Source organism: Pseudoalteromonas piscicida, from assembly GCF_002208135.1.
Taxonomy (GTDB): Bacteria; Pseudomonadota; Gammaproteobacteria; order Enterobacterales; family Alteromonadaceae; genus Pseudoalteromonas; species Pseudoalteromonas piscicida_A.
Window position 1 is genome coordinate 234521 of record NZ_CP021646.1, and the last position, 17780, is coordinate 252300.

The following is a 17780-nucleotide window of genomic DNA, read 5'->3' on the forward strand; positions in this document are numbered from 1 at the left end:
TATGATATTAAACGATATGCTGAATAGACTGATGTATTCGTGCAGGTAGCAGGGCTTTTAAGTACAGCTCTAAAGTATGTAGTGATTCTGTACCGCGAATACCTGCGGCTTCATCTTGTTCTATGAAGCCTTGCTCTTTTAGGCTAGTGACAAACGCACTAAGCACTTTTTTGTCAAAAAACTCTGGGCTTTTGATACCGTGTAAAGTTCCTAGTCGGTCGGCAAGAAGTGCACTTTCTTTTTCAAGCTCGCTACGACTTAATCCTTGATGACGCTTAACGAGGTTAATCGTGATTGCATAGCGCTCAAGCGTTAAGTGGATCACTTTACCTAGCATTTCTAATTGTGCCAACGCGCTACCATCTTTGTTAACCGAGGCTAGGTGACCATCAAAGGTGATCAGATCCTTAGCCGCAAAGTATTCAAAAATAGACTCTATATATCCTGTCTTAAGGTCTGTTAAGAACCACTCTTTTGCAAACAAGGGATACAAAAGCGCTACCTCTTTGCGGCACTCATCAACGGTCAAGCTGTAGCGGTTGAAGAGCTGCTGAGCGATTAAGCTTGGTACGGCAAACAGGTGCAGAATATTGTTACGGTAATAATTAAGCAGAGCGCGTTCTTTTTCCTTAACACTAATGATGCTGCCGAAACTGTCTTCAATAATATCGAACTTATCGAGCTTAAGCGCATGATCGAGTAAGCCCTCAGAGCTCGAATCTGGCACCGTCGCATTGTCGTGGTAAGGTGCATTTCTGTGTAGTCCAAGATACAAATCAAGCTGCTGTAGCAGTTGTGATTTAGGCAATGCATACTGCTCGTTGCTAAGCAAAATTGTCGCAAGCAAATTAACTGAGTTCAGTGCTGCTGAGTTATTTATCTCAGTCATGATGACGTCAGCGAGGTCGGCAACTTGCTTGTTCAGCCAAGCAGGCTTCTGAGTTTCGGTGGGGTGGATAGAACCACGCCAATCTGGCTGATGCTCATTTAAAAATTGGTTGACTGATATCGGATCGCCGAAATTTAAATACCCTCTACCATAGTTTTTAAGATTCTTAATCGCCTTAAAAATACCAAAGATAGACTCATTTTTCTTACTGTTGCCAGCCAGCTCTTTGAGGTAAGTGTTGATCTCCATAACATGTTCGTAGCCGAGATAAACGGGCACTAATGATATAGGTCTATCAATACCACGCAACATAGATTGCAGTGTCATTGCCAACATACCCGTTTTTGGTGGTAGTAGTCGACCGGTACGACTGCGGCCGCCTTCGGTATAAAACTTAACGGCATACCCTTTGATAAATAACTGACTTAAATATTCCTTGAATACCGCGGAATAGAGTTTGTTACCCGAAAAAGAGCGGCGAATAAAGAAGGCGCCACTACGACGGAAAATCGGGCCCGCAGGGAAAAAGTTGAGATTAACGCCAGCTGCGATATGCGGTGGTACTAAACCCTGATGGTAAATCACATAAGTAAGTAGCAAGTAATCCATATGGCTACGGTGACAGGGTACGTAAATGATCTCATGCCCTTTGTCCGCGAGTGCTTGTACTTTGTCTGAGTTATTAACTTCGATACCATTATAAAGCTTGTTCCACAGCCAAGTGAGTGCCCTGTCAGCTACGCGCACCATCGCGTCTGAATAGTTCGCGGCTATTTCGTCTAATAACCTAAGTGCTTGCAACCTTGCTTCTTCCTGACTTAGACCTTTTGCCTTTGCTTCGTCAGCAATGGCCTTTTTAATACTTTGTGACGCTAAGATAGAATTGAATAGCTGTTCACGCGATGGCAGTTTTGGACCGGTGGCAGCTAACTTTTGACGGCGGAAATGCACGCGTGCAACGCGCAGCAGCTTATGTGGCAGTTCCTCAACGTCTGCTTTATCGTTTAGCAATTGATTAAGTTCAATCGGGCGGGAAAATCGAACGAAGTTATCCCGGCCTGAAAACAAGACCACAAAGCATTTGCGTAGCCAGCTCGGTGTTAATGAGTTGGATAATAAGGTTCCCACGCCAGGCTTTTCTTTACCTGGATTACGGCCCCATAATATGGTGACCGGAATAACTTGCGCGTCGGTATTGTCGTCATCTTTTAAGGCTTCAAAAATCGCTTTACTATGTTCTAGCGCATCACTCGGTTTATGAATATTACCAAAGACACTAGGTGGAGTCTGGATCCCAACAAAACGATTGAGCTCTTTATTAGCAATTTGCTGTTTTTGAGACGGTCTTGGTAAACCAAGCTTTTTACACATAACGTCTAGCGCGACCATGTCTGATACCGAGTCGAGTCTCGCTACATAAAATGTAGGAATGCTGGGATCTAGCTCGTAATCCTCAATGGGATGCTCTGGCAATACTTTACTTTTAACAAAAAGCCAGTTGCTACAGCGGGCGATGGTTGTAAGCAAATAAGAAAAAATCTGCATGGGAATACCGAACAATTATCATTAGCCATAGAATACCAAGATTTAACTGGACTGACCATTTACAAAGGCGTCATCCATGTTTTCTTGTCGCAATATTTCTTTATAGAAGACTAACAGAAGCGAATGCTTGAGTAGAGTGAATTTTGTTCTATGTGCTTTTTGTGAGTGAAATATTGTGTATGTTCAAAGCACTGTATCTACGTGACAGAGCCTATGGAGCCTAGCGATAAAATTACTTTCTATTAGTTGTTGCATTTATCACCAATATCACTATAATATGCAGACTTTCTTGACCATAGCGTCTTAGAAAGTAAATGAAAGGTCTGGATTTCAGGCCCTATGAACAGGAACTCCAATTGTGAGTTCAACGGTAGAAATAAATTAACAACCGACTTCTCAGGAATTATTGAGTTAGTCTCGGTCGTTTTTTTATGCTCTTTTTAAATGCTCTTTTTATTTTGAGGTTTAAGAATGTCAAATCAACGCATTCGTATTCGCCTAAAAGCTTTTGACCACCGTTTGATTGACCAATCAACGGCGGAAATCGTGGAAACAGCGAAGCGCACTGGTGCTCAGGTTCGTGGTCCAATCCCACTACCTACGCGCAAAGAACGTTTCACAGTATTGATCTCTCCGCACGTAAACAAAGACGCGCGTGATCAGTATGAAATCCGCACCCACAAACGTCTGATCGACATCGTAGAACCAACTGACAAGACTGTAGACGCACTAATGCGCCTAGACCTTGCTGCTGGTGTTGATGTTCAAATCAGCCTGGGTTAATCGGAAGATTAGAGAGGTTTTAGGAAAATGGCATTAGGTCTAGTCGGTCGTAAAGTGGGTATGACACGTATCTTCACTGAAGATGGTGTATCTATCCCTGTGACAGTTATCGAAGCGACTCCTAACCGTGTTACGCAGATCAAATCTGACGCAACTGACGGTTATAACGCGCTTCAAGTTACTGCAGGCGAGAAAAAAGCAAGCCGTGTAAACAAACCAGCAGCGGGTCACTTCGCTAAAGCTGGCGTTGAAGCGGGTCGCGGCCTGTGGGAATTCCGTCTTAACGGCGGTGAAGGTGAATTTGAAGTAGGTTCAGAGCTAACTGTTGAACTTTTCACTGAAGTGAAAAAAGTAGACGTTACTGGTACTTCAAAAGGTAAAGGTTTCCAAGGTGGTGTTAAGCGCTGGAACTTCAGCATGCAAGACGCAACTCACGGTAACTCTCTATCTCACCGTGCTCCTGGTTCAATCGGTCAAAACCAGTCTCCTGGTAAAGTTTTCAAAGGTAAGAAAATGGCCGGTCAAATGGGTAATGTTCGTTCAACGACACAGAACCTTGAACTAGTACGTGTTGACGCAGAGCGTAACTTGCTTTTAGTTAAAGGTGCAGTACCTGGCGCTATCGGCGGTGACGTTATCGTTAAACCAGCTGTTAAAGCATAAGTCCTGGAGATTTAGTGATGGAATTAGCAATTAAAGGCGCTGGCGCGCTTGAAGTTTCCGAAGCTACTTTTGGGCGTGAGTTTAACGAAGCATTAGTACACCAAGTAGTTGTTGCTTATGCAGCAGGTGCTCGTCAAGGTACTAAAGCTCAACTGACACGTTCTGAAGTACGCGGTGGTGGTAAGAAACCATTCCGCCAAAAAGGTACTGGCCGTGCACGTGCCGGTACAATCCGCAGCCCAATCTGGCGCAGCGGTGGTGTGAGCTTTGCAGCTAAGCCGCAAGATCACAGCCAAAAAGTTAACCGTAAAATGTATCGCGGTGCGATCAAGAGCATTCTTTCTGAGCTTGTTCGTCAAGATCGTCTAGTAGTTGTTGAAAACTTTGGTCTAGAAGCACCAAAGACTAAAGAACTAGTAGCTAAGCTTAAAGAACTTGAGCTTAAAGACGTACTAATCGTGACTGAAGAAGTAGATGAGAATCTATTCCTTTCTGCACGTAACCTGTACAAGGTTGACACGCGTGACGTAGCTGGCATCGACCCAGTAAGCCTAATCGCTTTCGATAAGGTTCTGATTACTGCTGCTGCTGTTAAGCAACTTGAGGAGGCGCTAGCATGATCCGTGAAGAACGTCTTTTAAAAGTAATCCTTGCTCCACACATCTCTGAGAAGAGCACTGTATCTGCTGAAGAAAACAACACTATCGTTTTCAAAGTAGCTAAAGATGCAACTAAAGCTGAAGTTAAAGCAGCTGTAGAAAAGCTTTTCGAAGTAGAAGTAACTGGTGTTCGCACTCTAAATGTTAAGGGTAAGACAAAGCGTACTGGTATGCGTTTTGGCCGTCGTAGCGATTGGAAAAAAGCATACGTTACTCTTAAAGAAGGTAGCGAGCTAGACTTTGTCGGCGGCGCCGAGTAATAAGGGGAGTTAGAATTATGGCACTTCAAAAGTGTAAACCAACTTCTGCGGGTCGTCGTCACGTCGTTAAAGTGGTTAACCCTGATCTACACAAGGGTAAGCCTTACGCTCCGCTATTAGAGAAAAACTCTAAATCAGGTGGTCGTAACAACAACGGTCGTATCACGGTTCGTCACATCGGTGGTGGTCATAAGCAACACTACCGTGTAATCGACTTTACACGCACAAAAGATGGCATTCCAGCTAAAGTTGAGCGTCTAGAGTACGATCCAAACCGTAGCGCAAACATCGCTCTTGTATTATATGCAGACGGTGAGCGTCGTTACATTATTGCACCTAAGGGTCTTAAAGCAGGTGATGCAATCCAATCTGGTGTTGATGCACCAATCAAGGTTGGTAACACACTACCTATGCGTAATATCCCTGTAGGTTCTACTGTACACAACGTTGAACTTAAACCTGGCAAGGGTGCACAAATTGCACGTTCTGCTGGTGCTTACGTACAGATCCTTGCTCGTGAAGGTCAATACGTAACACTACGTCTTCGCTCTGGCGAAGTTCGTAAGGTTGAGTCTGATTGTCGTGCGACTCTTGGCGAAGTAGGTAACGCAGAACACATGCTACGTTCACTAGGTAAAGCTGGTGCAAATCGTTGGCGTGGTATCCGTCCTACAGTTCGTGGTGTTGCCATGAACCCGATTGACCACCCACACGGTGGTGGTGAAGGTCGTACTTCTGGTGGTCGTCACCCTGTATCTCCATGGGGCGTACCTACTAAAGGTTACAAGACTCGTAAGAACAAGCGTACTGATAAGTTTATCGTACGTCGTCGTACTAAATAATAGTTGAGGAATTGCCATGCCACGTTCTCTCAAGAAAGGTCCATTTATTGACCTACACTTGCTGAAGAAGGTAGAGAAAGCGTTGGAAAGCGGTGACAAGAAGCCAATTAAAACTTGGAGCCGTCGTTCAATGATCATACCTAACATGATCGGATTGACCATCGCTGTCCATAATGGTCGTCAGCACGTTCCTGTGTTCATCACAGACGAAATGATCGGTCACAAACTGGGTGAATTTGCACCTACACGTACTTACCGCGGTCATGCTGCGGATAAGAAAGCTAAGAAGCGTTAATCGGAGGGTATGATGGAAGCATTAGCTAAACACAAATTCGCCTCTGGTTCGGCGCAGAAAGCACGTCTAGTTGCAGATCAAATCCGTGGACTTCCGGTTGATCGCGCGCTAGAAATCCTGGCGTACAGCCCAAAGAAAGCGGCTGTATTAGTAAAGAAAGTACTTGAGTCTGCTATCGCGAACGCGGAGCACAACGAAGGTGCTGACATTGATGAGCTTAAAGTGGCTAAAGTATTTGTAGACGAAGGTCCTACAATGAAACGTATTATGCCACGTGCTAAAGGACGCGCAGACCGCATCCTTAAGCGTACAAGCCACATCACTGTTGTGGTTTCGGATAGCTAGGAGATATAAGTAATGGGACAAAAAGTTCATCCTACTGGTATTCGCCTAGGTATCTCAAAGCCTTGGGTATCTACTTGGTACGCGAATACAAAAGATTTCTCTGAACAGCTTTTTGGCGATCACAAAGTACGTACATTCCTTACTAAGGAATTAAAAGCGGCTTCTGTGTCTAAAATCGTTATCGAGCGTCCAGCTAAATCAATCCGTGTAACAATTCACACAGCTCGTCCTGGTGTTGTTATCGGTAAAAAAGGTGAAGATGTTGAAAAGCTTCGCCAAGCTGTAACTAAGCTTGCTGGTGTACCTGCGCAAATCAACATCGCAGAAGTACGTAAGCCAGAGCTAGATGCACAGTTAGTTGCTGACGGTATCTCTTCTCAGCTAGAGCGTCGTGTTATGTTCCGTCGTGCTATGAAGCGCGCAGTACAAAACGCAATGCGTCTAGGTGCTAAGGGTATCAAAGTTGAAGTAAGCGGCCGTCTAGGCGGTGCTGAAATCGCACGTTCTGAGTGGTACCGTGAAGGTCGTGTACCTCTACACACTCTACGTGCTGATATCGACTACGCAACTTCAGAAGCTTTGACCACTTACGGTATCATCGGTGTTAAGGTTTGGATCTTCAAAGGCGAAGTAATTGGTGGTCTTCCACTAGTTCAAGAGCAAGAGAAGCCAGCTAAACGTGCGCCGAAGAAAGCTAAAAAAAGTGCTAAGTAAGAGGTAGCGACTAATGTTACAGCCAAAACGTACAAAATTCCGTAAGGTACACAAAGGCCGCAACCGTGGTCTGGCTACCAGCGGTAACAAAGTTAGCTTCGGTTCTTTCGGCTTGAAAGCGACTGGCCGTGGCCGTATGACTGCTCGTCAAATCGAAGCAGCTCGTCGTGCTATGACACGTCACGTCAAGCGTCAAGGTAAAATCTGGATCCGTGTATTCCCAGATAAGCCAATTACAGAGAAACCGCTTGAAGTTCGTATGGGTAAAGGTAAAGGTTCTGTTGAATACTGGGTTGCTGAAATTCAGCCTGGTAAAGTACTTTACGAGATGGAAGGTGTTTCAGAAGAGCTTGCTCGCGAAGCATTCGACCTAGCTGCTCGTAAATTACCTTTCAAAACAACATTTGTAACTCGGACGGTAATGTAATGAAAGCTAGCGAACTTAAAGACAAAAGCGTAGAAGAGCTAAATGCTGAACTTCTAGAGCTTCTTCGTGAGCAGTTCAACCTGCGCATGCAAGCGAGCACTGGTCAGCTAGCTCAAACTCACGAGCTTAAGAAAGTACGTCGCAATATTGCGCGTGTGAAAACGGTTATCAACCAGAAGGCAGGTGCATAATGAGCGATAAGATCCGTACTGTACAAGGTCGTGTAGTTAGCGACAAAATGGACAAGTCAATCGTTGTTGCTATCGAGCGTCAGGTTAAACACCCGATCTACGGTAAGTTCATCAAGCGTACAACTAAGTTGCACGCACACGATGAAAACAACACAGCACTAGCAGGTGACGTCGTGACTATTCGCGAATGTGCGCCAATTTCTAAGAAAAAATCTTGGACGCTAGTTGACGTGATTGAACGTCCTAAGAAAGCTTAATTTTAGTTTTTAACTAAATTAGACTTTTATAAAGCCCCAGCATCTGCTGGGGCTTTTGCATTTCTGGATTAGAGCAAAGAAGCAGCATCGAGCGTCAGGTTAAACACCCGATCTACGGTACTCTTTATAGAAAGAAAGCATCAAGCGTACAACTAAGTTGCACGCACACGATGAAAACAACACAGCTACTCACAGGTGACGTCGTGACTATTCGCGAATGTGCGCCAATTTCTAAGAAAAAATCTTGGACTTTTGCGTTTCTGGATTAGAGCAAAGAAGCAGCATCGAGCTTCAGGTTAACCACCCGATCTACGGTACTCTTTATAGAAAGAAAGCATCAAGCGTACAACTAAGTTGCACGCACACGATGAAAACAACACAGCACTAGCAGGTGACGTCGTGACTATTCGCGAATGTGCGCCAATTTCTAAGAAAAAATCTTGGACGCTAGTTGACGTGATTGAACGTCCTAAGAAAGCTTAATTTTAGTTTTTAACTAAATTAGACTTTTATAAAGCCCCAGCATCTGCTGGGGCTTTTGCATTTCTGGATTAGAGCAAAGAAGCAGCATCGAGCGTCAGGTTAAACACCCGATCTACGGTACTCTTTATAGAAAGAAAGCATCAAGCGTACAACTAAGTTGCACGCACACGATGAAAACAACACAGCTACTCACAGGTGACGTCGTGACTATTCGCGAATGTGCGCCAATTTCTAAGAAAAAATCTTGGACTTTTGCGTTTCTGGATTAGAGCAAAGAAGCAGCATCGAGCTTCAGGTTAACCAATCGGTCTACGAAAGCATCAAGCGTACAACTAAGTTGCACGCACACGATGAGAGCGATATACCTACATCTCTTGAGTTGCTTTTTAATCGGTACATACCTTTACTAAATGACGATTCACGTCAATGATTATTGTATTCAATACAAGTAGCACTTGCTCAATAACTTTCCGCAGTTGTTACTAAGCTATCCGTTTATACAATGTTTAGGGTTGTTATATGCTTAAAAAATTAAAGTTAGGTCAGCAACTATCGGTTTCATTTGGAATTATGATTGCTCTAATGATCATGCTGTCAGGTGTGGCTTACATTGGGTTAAGCGGTGGTTTTAGTAATTTTGTAGAATACCGGAGCTTAGCTCGGGCAAGTAATCTTGCAAGTCGTTTGGAAGCAAACTTATTGTCTACTAGAGTGAATGTCTTACATTTTCTCAAACAGCAGTCTCAAGAAGATGTACGTCAATTTGAACAAAAGACTGAGCAATTACATAAAGACTTCCTAGAAGCTAGGAAGCTTCTAACCACACAAGAATTGATAGCGCAAGTAGAGAAAAGTGAGGAGGCTTTAACCGAATATGAAGCAACCTTTAAACAGATCCTAACGCTTTACCGCCGCAGGGATACAGTAGTCAATGGTACACTGGATCAAATAGGTCCTCAAATGCGAAAAAATGTCACTCAGTTAATGGAGTTAAGTGTCGAACGCAGTGACTTTCAAGGATTAAATCTTGCTGCTCATATGCAGGAAAAGTTGTTACTAGGGCGATTATTTGTGAATAAGTTCCTAGTGAGTAACCTGCCAGAAGACTATGAAAGAGCAATGAAAGAACTTAAGCAGGAAAAGGACTTACTAAATCAATCTAAGTCGGAGTTTACTGACGACACAGCCAAGCAACTACTAGCAGATACTGAGTCACTTGGGGATCGTTACTCTCAGGGGGTAACCGAGGTCCAGCGAATTATCACTGAAAGAAATCAATTAATAGCCGAATCACTTAACAAAAATGGTCAAAGTATTGCGGATTATTTAGCACGTATTAAAGAATCAATAAAAGAGAAGCAAGACGAATTGGGGCCAGTTGCTCAAGCGCAAAGTGAAAACACCGTGAATACAATTATTGTTGTTGCACTTGCGGTGATCTTTTTAGGCTGCTTTCTGAGTTGGTATATCACTCGTTTAATTAAAATTCCAATTGGTGGGGAGCCAAAAGAAATCGCAGAAGTGGCATCAAGGATTGCCAGTGGCGACCTTACTATTCAATTTGACAGGGGGGAATCGGTCAGCGGCATTTATTTGGCAATGCGTAATATGGCTGACAAACTAAAAGCCATCATTGCAGAAATTCAAAGCTCTACAAATGCACTATCTTCCTCGTCGGAAACGCTTAGTGCTATCACCGCCCAGTCCAAACAAGGGGCGGACAACCAAATGGAGCAACTCAGTCATAGCGCAGTTTCGATGAATGAAATGGCTGCCACGATTGCTGAGATAACCCAAAGTGCTCAACTCGCAGCGGATGCCGCAACCGATGCGGATTCTCAATCTAATTCAGGTGTTCAAGTTGTTGTTGAAACACAGCAAGCAATGGAGGGCCTAGTGGGTAAAATAGAAAATGTTAGCCAAACCATTGAGAATCTTGAACAAGAAACAGAGTCGGTAGGTTCTATTTTGGATGTCATCAGGGGTATAGCGGAGCAAACTAATCTGTTAGCGCTCAACGCAGCAATTGAAGCTGCAAGAGCTGGCGAACAAGGAAGAGGCTTTGCCGTAGTGGCCGACGAGGTGAGAAGCCTTGCGAGTCGCACTCAAAAGAGCACGGACGAAATTCAAGAGATGATCTCTAAGTTGCAAAATGAGGCGAAGCGCTCCGTTGGCATGATGCGAGAGAACGTGAAAGATGCTAAAGATACAGCGGACAAGTCGGCAAAAACGGATGAAGTGTTACAAGCGATTTCTTCATCTGTGAGTACGATTAAAGATATGAATCTGCAAATAGCCAGTGCTTCTGAGGAGCAAAACACGGTTACACAGCAACTTTCGCAAAGTGTTACAGAAATCAGCGAAACCGCGCAAGAGACAGCAACCGGAGCCGAGCGCGCGTCAGATGAAGCATTGTCGCTGCTGTCTTTATCCCGTGCACTGGATAAATCGGTGAGCAGTTTTAGATTATAAGTGGTGATACTAAGCGCTAGGGTGTAACACTAAAGTGTGCTGTCTTTTTACAGTACAGCCGTTATGCTAGAGCAAACAATAAAAAATCATCACAGTTATGTTTTCTATCGGGCTGATCAGTCTTATTGCGCTGCTGTATTTAGCGCTTTTATTTACCATTGCATGGGGCGCAGATAGGGCAAGTACTAAATTTAGGTCTTATCGTGCCAAGCAAGTCACCTATGCCTTGTCACTTGGGGTGTATTGCACCTCTTGGGCGTTTTTTGGTACTACCGCGCAAGCTGCAAATAATGGTTGGTGGCTTGCACCAACTTATGTTGGCACGATTTTACTGTTCATATTTGGGTGGCAAGTCTACACACGCATTGCTGAAATATGCCGCCAGCAGCAACTTACTTCCATGGCGGACTTTATTGCCACTCGTTACGGTAACTCTTCTAGTCTGTCTGGACTCATTTCTCTGATCTCTGTCATTGCGGTTGTGCCCTATATTGCCCTTCAGCTTAACGCCACCAGCGCCAGTATCGGTATGCTAACAAGCGACACCCAGCAGGTGAGTGTCGCGTTTTGGCAGGATAGTACTTTTTATATCACCTTGCTGTTAGCCCTATTTGCCATTTTGTTTGGCACGCGTAGGCTGAGGCCGAGTGAGCATAACCCAGGGTTGATGACTGCAATCGCCTTTGAGTCATTAATTAAGTTGCTGGCGTTTATTGCCGTTGGTGTTTATGTCTGTTTTGTGCTCTTTGAATCGCCCACTCACTTATTTAACCAGGCGGAGCAGCAGGGAATTACCAAACAAATAGAGGCAACCGCTAGCCCAACCTATGTTTATTTAGTCCATGTTCTTTTAGGGGTATTGGCAACGCTTTGTTTACCGAGGCAGTTTCATACCTCTTTTATTGAATATGATGAACAAAACCAATTTAAGACCGCACGCTGGTTGTTTCCCGTTTATTTGTTGCTGATTAATTTATTTATTTTGCCAATCGCCTACGCCGGGCTGGTGTATTTTAATGGCCAAGATGTTGGCTACGATACGTTTGTGCTTGCCTTACCGCTGGGGTCCGACGCGCCTTTAGTTGCGTTGATAGCCTTTCTAGGGGGATTCTCTGCAGCGACGAGCATGGTGATAGTCTCAGCCATCGTGCTATCTATTATGATCACCAATGACTTTATCAATCAATTTTTGCTGCGCCGCTCGCAGTTAAATTCGAGCCATCGGGGCTTATCTAAGTTTAATCTGCTCAATGCTCGACGGGTGGTCATTGTTGGTATTTTATTATTGAGTTACGCCAGTCATCGCGTGCTGGCTGAGGGCAACACGCTAGCCAATATGGGGCTCATGTCATTTGCCTTGGTTGCGCAGTTTGCGCCCGCTATGGTGGTTGGTTTGTGGTGGCGTGGGGCTTCATGCTTAGGTGCGCAATTGGGGATTGTGACAGGTTTTGCAATTTGGTTTTACACGCTGTTGTTACCGAGCCTCATTAGTGGCTTTAACTTCGAAATTCAATGGTTGAGCGCGGGGCCTATGAATATCACATGGTTAGCGCCTTTAGACTTTTTGGGTCTGGGGTTAGACAGTACGAGCCAGTCCGTGTTGATCTCTTTAAGTGCAAATTTGTTGGTTTATTTGCTGGTGCCGTTTATTTCATCTGCACGTCTTGCTGAGCGGCTACAAAGCAACAAGTTTGTAATGCCATCCAAATCTGCACAGTCCACTAACACGGTATTGAGTTACCAAGACTTAGCAACATTACTGCAGCGCTTTAGCGAACAAGCGCGAGCGCAGCAGCTTGTCGAGCTTCACTTTCCTAAAGAGCCTGCAAACTGGAAGCAGCCAGCGCCATTGCAAGTGGAAAATATGATCGAGCGGGAAATGTCGACGCTCGTTGGTGGGGCATCTGCGAAACTGATTTTGGATGTTGCTAAAGATGAAAAACGCCAACCTTTAGAGCAAGTTGCTGACTTTGTCGATGAAGCGTCACAGGTGCTACGTTTTAATCGAGATTTGCTGCAGTCGACGATAGAAAACGTCAGTCAGGGGATAAGTGTAGTGGATAGTCAACTGCAATTGGTCGCTTGGAACCAGCGCTATGCAGAAATGTTTAATTATCCAGACAATGCGCTGTTTATCGGGCGTCCTGTGGCTGAGCTTATTCGTTACAATGCGCAGCGCGGACTATTTGGTGATGCTGATGTCGAGCAGCAAGTAGAGAAGCGTCTATCACATTTACGACGAGGCAATGCGTATCGCTACCGCCGAGAGCACCATGATGGCCGAGTGTTTGAAATGCAAGGTAACCCATTGCCAGGTGGTGGATTTGTAACGACCTATACGGATATCACCGAGTTTGTAAAACAACAATCCTTACTAGAGCAAGTTAATGTAAACCTAGAAGAAACGGTCGCGGCAAGGACCAAAGAGTTGATAGACGCCAACCGTGCTTTATCTTCTGCGAAACGCCAAGCGGAGCATGCAACGGAGAGTAAGACCCGTTTTTTTGCCGCAGCGAGTCATGATCTGTTACAGCCATTCAACGCAGCGAGCCTGTTTTGCTCATTGATGAGTGAAAAGGCCCAAGGGACCGACTTAGCTGAGCTTTCGCAAAGTATCAAAAGCTCATTGGCAAGTGCTGAGGAGCTGTTGTCGAGTATTCTTGAGCTAACAAAGTTAGAGGCTGGCGCGTTTAAGGTTAACTGCTCGCGCTTTGCGTTGTCGTCACTGTTGGAACCATTGGAAAATGAATATGGGGCGATAGCAAAAGACAAAGGATTAGCGTTTGCTGTACGGGTTTGTGATGTCATGCTCTACACCGATAAAGCACTCCTGAAAAGGGTATTGGGAAACTTACTGAGTAACGCTATCCGTTACACCGAGTCTGGTACGGTAAGGTTAATCGCTGAGAGTCAGGGTGAGAGTGTTTCCATCATTGTTGAAGACACTGGAGTGGGCATTGCAAAGCAAGATCAGGACGCCATATTTCAAGAGTTCAAACAGCTCCACAGTAAAGAACTGGCACAGGGGTTAGGACTCGGGCTTGCGATCAGTAAACGGATATGCGAAGTGTTGGAAATTCCCATCACCCTTGGCTCGCAACTTAATAAAGGCACGCAATTTACCTTAACATTGCCAAGTTATGGCACACAGATGGATAAAAAGACCGAAGTAGCCGCTGACAAACCCAGCGGTGATACGCAATTATCGGGTTTATCCATTTGGTTGCTAGATAATGATGCCAACGCACTCAATGCACTATCTCAAGTATTACTGAGTTGGGGGTGCCGAGTGGCTGTGGCGCGAGATAAAGCGGAACTTAGCGCGCTGCAAGCAATGAGTCGGGCAGATATGCTGATTGCGGATTATCAGCTTGATCATGGTGTCACTGGGCTTGAGGTGATAGCAGCGCTTAAGCTTGATGATATGCCAATCATTATCAACACGGCTAACCACGACGAGACCATCCGTGAGCGAGTGAGTGATGCTGGGATCCCATTACTCTATAAGCCGCTTAAGACGCCAGCTCTAAAGCGCATGATTAAGCGATTGATCTAGTTAGTTAACCTGAGGTTTGGATAAGGAATGTTCCAACTCATTGTTTCTAAAGCACAACTTGGTTTTTTCCTTGTCTAGCCAGAGAGTTTTAGGGAAAGCAAGGCGAATTTACGCACCAATAGCTGGCTATTGGAAGTGAATTCAACGCAGTTAGCGCTAAAACTGGCTGCTAGAAAGGCATTAATTATCCGCAGCTCAGGTTATTTAAGCATTCGCTTCATCGTCGAGATGTATATCCGTAGCCAGCTGATTAAATAGGATCCCAGCTTGGGTGCGGTTATATACATTGAGCTTTTTTAAAATAGCTGAAACATGCTGTTTGATGGTGGTCTCTTGAATCGACATTGCATACGCAATCTGTTTATTCAGTAGGCCGTCGGCAATCATGGTTAATACTCGATATTGCTGGGGAGTTAGTTTTTCTAAATTACGTGCAAATTGTGCTTGTTCGCTGTCATTTTCAGGCGCGATATCCACGATTTCGGGTAACCAAGTTTCTCCTTCTATAACGAGCTTGATGGCATCACTAATCACCTCTAGCGACGAAGACTTGGGAATATAAGCGCTTGCCCCGAGGGCAATGCATTGACTAATAATGGCTGCCGATTCGTTGGCTGAAACCATGATCACTAATATGTCTGGGTAATGGTTTCTTAATCTAGCAAGACCTTCGAGACCTTTCGCGCCAGGAATAGATAAGTCCAAAAAGACCAGTTCAGTCTCAGGGTGCGCGAGCAGCATCTCGAATAAACTGTCTAAGGTACTGGCTTCTTTGATGGGGTCATGACCAATTGCTTGTGCAGCGGCTTGTTTGAGTGCGCTGCGAAATAATGGGTGGTCATCAGCGATGATTGCTTGCACCTGAGACATCCTTAACTAACTCCTAGTATCCGTTGTTATAGGGTATTTCCAAAACTACATCAAGTGATTGAGATAGCGAGGCTCCCTTTTAGCCTCGCTTTCGGTGCTAAAAACGATAACCCACGGTAAGTGAAACGGTTCTTGGGTCGCCAAAGTAGCCTATCAAGGTATTATCACCACCAAGCCCCGGCGTATATTTACTCACATTGCTCGGATCGCTTGGATCTGGTGTCACGAACTGATAGCCTCCTATCATATATTCTTCATCGGTCAGGTTTTTACCATGAAGACCAACACGCCAATTACCATCCGTGCTATACCAATTAATACTCAGGTTGACTAAACCATAGCTATCCTGCGTCAGTAGGCTATCTTCCTCAAATAAAACATAATCACCACGATGGTAGTAGCTAGCATTGAACACCCAGTCGCCAATATCACTGTAGAGTTTGTATGTCGCCCCAAGGTTAAAAGTTAAATCAGGGGTGTTAGAAATACTAAAGCGGTCTGATTTATCAAATGTCGCCCCCGTGTCTGGGTTAGTATCGAGTACCTCTTCGAAGTCGCTGTCTATATATCCTATCGCGGCGTCAAAGCTCAGCGCTTCGGTAGCGACATAGCTCAGTTCGGCTTCGATACCATTTGCTGTAGATTTACCAATGTTGCCAAGTCGCTGGTTAAGATCGGCAGAGGTTGCGCCGGGTAGTACGGAAATATACTGGCGGTCTTTGTGATCTAAAGTGAATAGTGTGATATTAGCTCTTAGATTATCGTTCCACTCACTTTTCATACCAATTTCGAAAGAATCTACGATTTCAGGATCTGCAGCAGGCTCTGCGGTGCTGGCTCTGGGGTTGAAGGTGCCGGATTTAAACCCTTGAGCGTAGCTGGCGAAGAACATGATATCGCGGTTGTATTGATATTCCACTCCCACTCTCGGTGTAAAGCGCGACCAATCTTCTTCATCATCGAGCACTGACGGCACGAGCTCACCTGCAGGGCGCGTGTAGCCTGGGATCCAGTTTGATTCGGGATACACGACATCAAAGACCAAACCATTGCTGACTTGTGCCTCTTTGCTGTCTTTCGTGTAACGAGCGCCCAGTGTGAGCGACCACTGCTCTGCTAAATCAATGGTACCTTGAATATAGGCGGCTTTACTATTTGAGTTGTTACAGCCACTAACTTCTCGCGTAAGACCGGGGGCACCTAAGCTTTGTCCTAACACTTCCAAAATTGCTTGGAATTGGCCGCATGACTCGCCATCGTAATAATATAGACCTGAGACAAATTTATAGCCATTACCTGCATGGCTTAGCTGTATCTCATGCGTGGTTTGCTCGTCATCATAAATGGCGGGTACATCAAAGATCCGCAGTGGCGTATTATCAAAGTCGATATTGGTCGGGGAATAACTATCTCGGCTAGCGCCGATGTATTTTATTGTGGTGGCGTCAGAAAGATCCCAGCGAGCGGTCAAACTATATCCCTCAAGTTCGACTTTGTTCCAGGTTGGCATACTGGTGTAAGAATCAAATACGCTGTCAGGCACGGGGGCGTCAGTCAGTAAGCTCGGCAGCAAGCGATAACCTCCTTTAGAGTTGGAGTCATCGTCGGTTTTATCCCATGCTAAACGGAAGAACAAATCATCGCTTGGACGATATTCCAAGGTTAACCGCACAGCTTGAATTTCTTTATTGTAGTTTTCCTTGTCTTGGCCAGGTAGCGTTGAAACCTTGAACTCGCCAAAGCCATCTCGATTCAAAGTGGCAAAGCCATAACCGAGGTAGAGCGTGTCCTCCACGAGCGGCAATTGACCTGTGATCTTAAGATCGCGTTGATTATAACTACCAATCGTCCCCTCCACGTTAAATGTCGCATCGCCAGACATTTCCTTAGTAACGTATTTTATTGCACCACCAATGGTGTTTTTGCCATATAAAGTGCCTTGCGGTCCTCGTAATACTTCAATCTGTTGTACATCAAGGAGGTCTAGTACAGCACCTTGCGGCCTTGCCAAATAAATGTCATCGACGTAAATGCCGACACCAGGCTCATAACCCCACAGTGGGTCTTGCTGCCCGACACCGCGAATAAAGGCAGTGAGGGTTGAGTTAGTACCACGGCTAGCTTGAAGCGTGGTATTGGGTGAAAACTGCTGGACTTCAGAGAGTACCGAAATGCCATTTTCAAGTAGATCGGTTTCACCGATAGAAGTCACTGCAACTGGAACGGTTTGAAGGTTTTCTACCGTCTTACGCGCCGTGACTTCAATGCGTTCTAGCTTACCTTCTGATTGTGTTGCTTGTTCTGCTTCTGCTGCCGCTGGGCTGACTTGAGTTGCGAGTGTAATAGCCAACGCGATAGCTGAATATCTAGGTTGGTAAATGTTCATCCTGTGATCCCTATTATTGTCATTTTGGGTGCTTGTTGTCACACCAAAGCATAGGGGAGTTGTAAAGTTTTTCTATTAGTACCTTAGTACTAATGCCTTGATACGCTAGGATTAACAAGGGGTGTAGGGCTTCTATAACCTTA

The 17780-nt window shown here is 45.0% G+C and carries 17 protein-coding genes and 2 pseudogenes; 16 read left to right on the forward strand and 3 right to left on the reverse strand.

The annotated features are described in order from the left end of the window. Positions 1–7: 7 nt before the first annotated feature. A complete protein-coding gene (plsB, locus tag B1L02_RS01080) occupies positions 8–2434 on the reverse strand; it encodes a glycerol-3-phosphate 1-O-acyltransferase PlsB (protein WP_088529601.1) in 2427 nt (808 codons plus the stop codon). Positions 2435–2905: 471 nt separating this feature from the next. On the opposite strand from plsB, the gene rpsJ reads away from it, so the two are divergent. The 16 genes and pseudogenes from rpsJ to B1L02_RS01160 all read left to right on the forward strand — a co-directional run bounded on the left by rpsJ (position 2906) and on the right by B1L02_RS01160 (position 14381). Next, positions 2906–3217 carry a 30S ribosomal protein S10 gene (rpsJ, locus tag B1L02_RS01085; RefSeq protein WP_010376390.1) on the forward strand — a complete coding sequence of 104 codons (312 nt, stop codon included), beginning with the start codon at positions 2906–2908 and terminating at the stop codon, positions 3215–3217. Between the two features lie 27 nt (positions 3218–3244). Further along, positions 3245–3880: a 50S ribosomal protein L3 gene (gene rplC / locus B1L02_RS01090; protein WP_010376387.1), complete on the forward strand. Its 636-nt coding sequence runs from the start codon at positions 3245–3247 to the stop codon at positions 3878–3880. Positions 3881–3897: 17 nt separating this feature from the next. Continuing rightward, a complete protein-coding gene (gene rplD, locus B1L02_RS01095; RefSeq protein WP_088529602.1) occupies positions 3898–4500 on the forward strand; it encodes a 50S ribosomal protein L4 in 603 nt (200 codons plus the stop codon). After that, positions 4497–4799 carry a 50S ribosomal protein L23 gene (rplW, locus tag B1L02_RS01100; protein WP_010376382.1) on the forward strand — a complete coding sequence of 101 codons (303 nt, stop codon included), beginning with the start codon at positions 4497–4499 and terminating at the stop codon, positions 4797–4799. The genes rplD and rplW overlap by 4 nt, the downstream gene beginning before the upstream one ends. Positions 4800–4816: 17 nt before the next feature. Next, the gene (rplB, locus tag B1L02_RS01105; protein ID WP_010607737.1) at positions 4817–5641 is read left to right on the forward strand and encodes a 50S ribosomal protein L2; all 825 of its coding nucleotides are present in this window, start codon (positions 4817–4819) and stop codon (positions 5639–5641) included. 16 nt (positions 5642–5657) lie between these two features. Then, a complete protein-coding gene (rpsS, locus tag B1L02_RS01110; RefSeq protein ID WP_010376377.1) occupies positions 5658–5936 on the forward strand; it encodes a 30S ribosomal protein S19 in 279 nt (92 codons plus the stop codon). Between the two features lie 12 nt (positions 5937–5948). Then, entirely contained in the window at positions 5949–6281 is a 333-nt protein-coding gene (gene rplV / locus B1L02_RS01115; protein ID WP_010376375.1) for a 50S ribosomal protein L22, read from the forward strand. A gap of 12 nt (positions 6282–6293) precedes the next feature. Continuing rightward, complete coding sequence (rpsC, locus tag B1L02_RS01120) at positions 6294–6995, forward strand: 30S ribosomal protein S3 (RefSeq protein ID WP_088529603.1); 702 nt, start codon at positions 6294–6296, stop codon at positions 6993–6995. Between the two features lie 13 nt (positions 6996–7008). Continuing rightward, on the forward strand, positions 7009–7422 hold the full coding sequence (rplP, locus tag B1L02_RS01125; RefSeq protein WP_010376373.1) for a 50S ribosomal protein L16: 414 nt from the start codon (positions 7009–7011) through the stop codon (positions 7420–7422). Continuing rightward, positions 7422–7613, forward strand: coding sequence for a 50S ribosomal protein L29 (gene rpmC, locus B1L02_RS01130; protein ID WP_010376372.1), 192 nt, complete (start codon positions 7422–7424; stop codon positions 7611–7613). The genes rplP and rpmC overlap by 1 nt, the downstream gene beginning before the upstream one ends. Next, complete coding sequence (rpsQ, locus tag B1L02_RS01135) at positions 7613–7870, forward strand: 30S ribosomal protein S17 (protein ID WP_010376371.1); 258 nt, start codon at positions 7613–7615, stop codon at positions 7868–7870. The genes rpmC and rpsQ (B1L02_RS01135) overlap by 1 nt, the downstream gene beginning before the upstream one ends. An 83-nt stretch (positions 7871–7953) precedes the next feature. Next, positions 7954–8139, forward strand: a pseudogene (locus tag B1L02_RS01140) (small ribosomal subunit protein uS17); the annotation flags it as partial. Positions 8140–8162: 23 nt separating this feature from the next. Further along, positions 8163–8353: pseudogene (locus B1L02_RS01145) on the forward strand (small ribosomal subunit protein uS17); the annotation flags it as partial. Positions 8354–8439: 86 nt separating this feature from the next. Next, positions 8440–8622, forward strand: coding sequence for a 30S ribosomal protein S17 (gene rpsQ / locus B1L02_RS01150; protein WP_223192066.1), 183 nt, complete (start codon positions 8440–8442; stop codon positions 8620–8622). Positions 8623–8872: 250 nt separating this feature from the next. Next, the gene (locus B1L02_RS01155) at positions 8873–10825 is read left to right on the forward strand and encodes a HAMP domain-containing methyl-accepting chemotaxis protein (RefSeq protein ID WP_088529605.1); all 1953 of its coding nucleotides are present in this window, start codon (positions 8873–8875) and stop codon (positions 10823–10825) included. A gap of 97 nt (positions 10826–10922) precedes the next feature. After that, a complete protein-coding gene (locus tag B1L02_RS01160; RefSeq protein ID WP_088529606.1) occupies positions 10923–14381 on the forward strand; it encodes a PAS domain-containing hybrid sensor histidine kinase/response regulator in 3459 nt (1152 codons plus the stop codon). 204 nt (positions 14382–14585) lie between these two features. Here B1L02_RS01160 and B1L02_RS01165 read toward each other — a convergent pair whose 3' ends face one another. Both B1L02_RS01165 and B1L02_RS01170 read right to left on the reverse strand, forming a co-directional pair. Further along, positions 14586–15251 (reverse strand): response regulator transcription factor, encoded by a 666-nt coding sequence (locus B1L02_RS01165; RefSeq protein WP_088529607.1) that lies wholly within the window; start codon positions 15249–15251, stop codon positions 14586–14588. A gap of 97 nt (positions 15252–15348) precedes the next feature. Beyond that, the gene (locus tag B1L02_RS01170) at positions 15349–17637 is read right to left on the reverse strand and encodes a TonB-dependent receptor (RefSeq protein WP_088529608.1); all 2289 of its coding nucleotides are present in this window, start codon (positions 17635–17637) and stop codon (positions 15349–15351) included. Positions 17638–17780: the final 143 nt, after the last annotated feature.

Coding starts and splice junctions, on each gene's coding strand:
- rplC (WP_010376387.1), top strand. CDS start 3,245: ATGGCATTAGGTCTAGTCGGTCGTAAAGTGGGTATGACACGTATCTTC.
- rplV (WP_010376375.1), top strand. CDS start 5,949: ATGGAAGCATTAGCTAAACACAAATTCGCCTCTGGTTCGGCGCAGAAA.
- rpsC (WP_088529603.1), top strand. CDS start 6,294: ATGGGACAAAAAGTTCATCCTACTGGTATTCGCCTAGGTATCTCAAAG.
- rpsS (WP_010376377.1), top strand. CDS start 5,658: ATGCCACGTTCTCTCAAGAAAGGTCCATTTATTGACCTACACTTGCTG.
- rplB (WP_010607737.1), top strand. CDS start 4,817: ATGGCACTTCAAAAGTGTAAACCAACTTCTGCGGGTCGTCGTCACGTC.
- B1L02_RS01155 (WP_088529605.1), top strand. CDS start 8,873: ATGCTTAAAAAATTAAAGTTAGGTCAGCAACTATCGGTTTCATTTGGA.
- rpsJ (WP_010376390.1), top strand. CDS start 2,906: ATGTCAAATCAACGCATTCGTATTCGCCTAAAAGCTTTTGACCACCGT.
- rplP (WP_010376373.1), top strand. CDS start 7,009: ATGTTACAGCCAAAACGTACAAAATTCCGTAAGGTACACAAAGGCCGC.
- B1L02_RS01170 (WP_088529608.1), bottom strand. CDS start 17,637: ATGAACATTTACCAACCTAGATATTCAGCTATCGCGTTGGCTATTACA.
- rplD (WP_088529602.1), top strand. CDS start 3,898: ATGGAATTAGCAATTAAAGGCGCTGGCGCGCTTGAAGTTTCCGAAGCT.
- B1L02_RS01160 (WP_088529606.1), top strand. CDS start 10,923: ATGTTTTCTATCGGGCTGATCAGTCTTATTGCGCTGCTGTATTTAGCG.
- plsB (WP_088529601.1), bottom strand. CDS start 2,434: ATGCAGATTTTTTCTTATTTGCTTACAACCATCGCCCGCTGTAGCAAC.
- rpmC (WP_010376372.1), top strand. CDS start 7,422: ATGAAAGCTAGCGAACTTAAAGACAAAAGCGTAGAAGAGCTAAATGCT.
- rpsQ (WP_010376371.1), top strand. CDS start 7,613: ATGAGCGATAAGATCCGTACTGTACAAGGTCGTGTAGTTAGCGACAAA.
- rplW (WP_010376382.1), top strand. CDS start 4,497: ATGATCCGTGAAGAACGTCTTTTAAAAGTAATCCTTGCTCCACACATC.
- B1L02_RS01165 (WP_088529607.1), bottom strand. CDS start 15,251: ATGTCTCAGGTGCAAGCAATCATCGCTGATGACCACCCATTATTTCGC.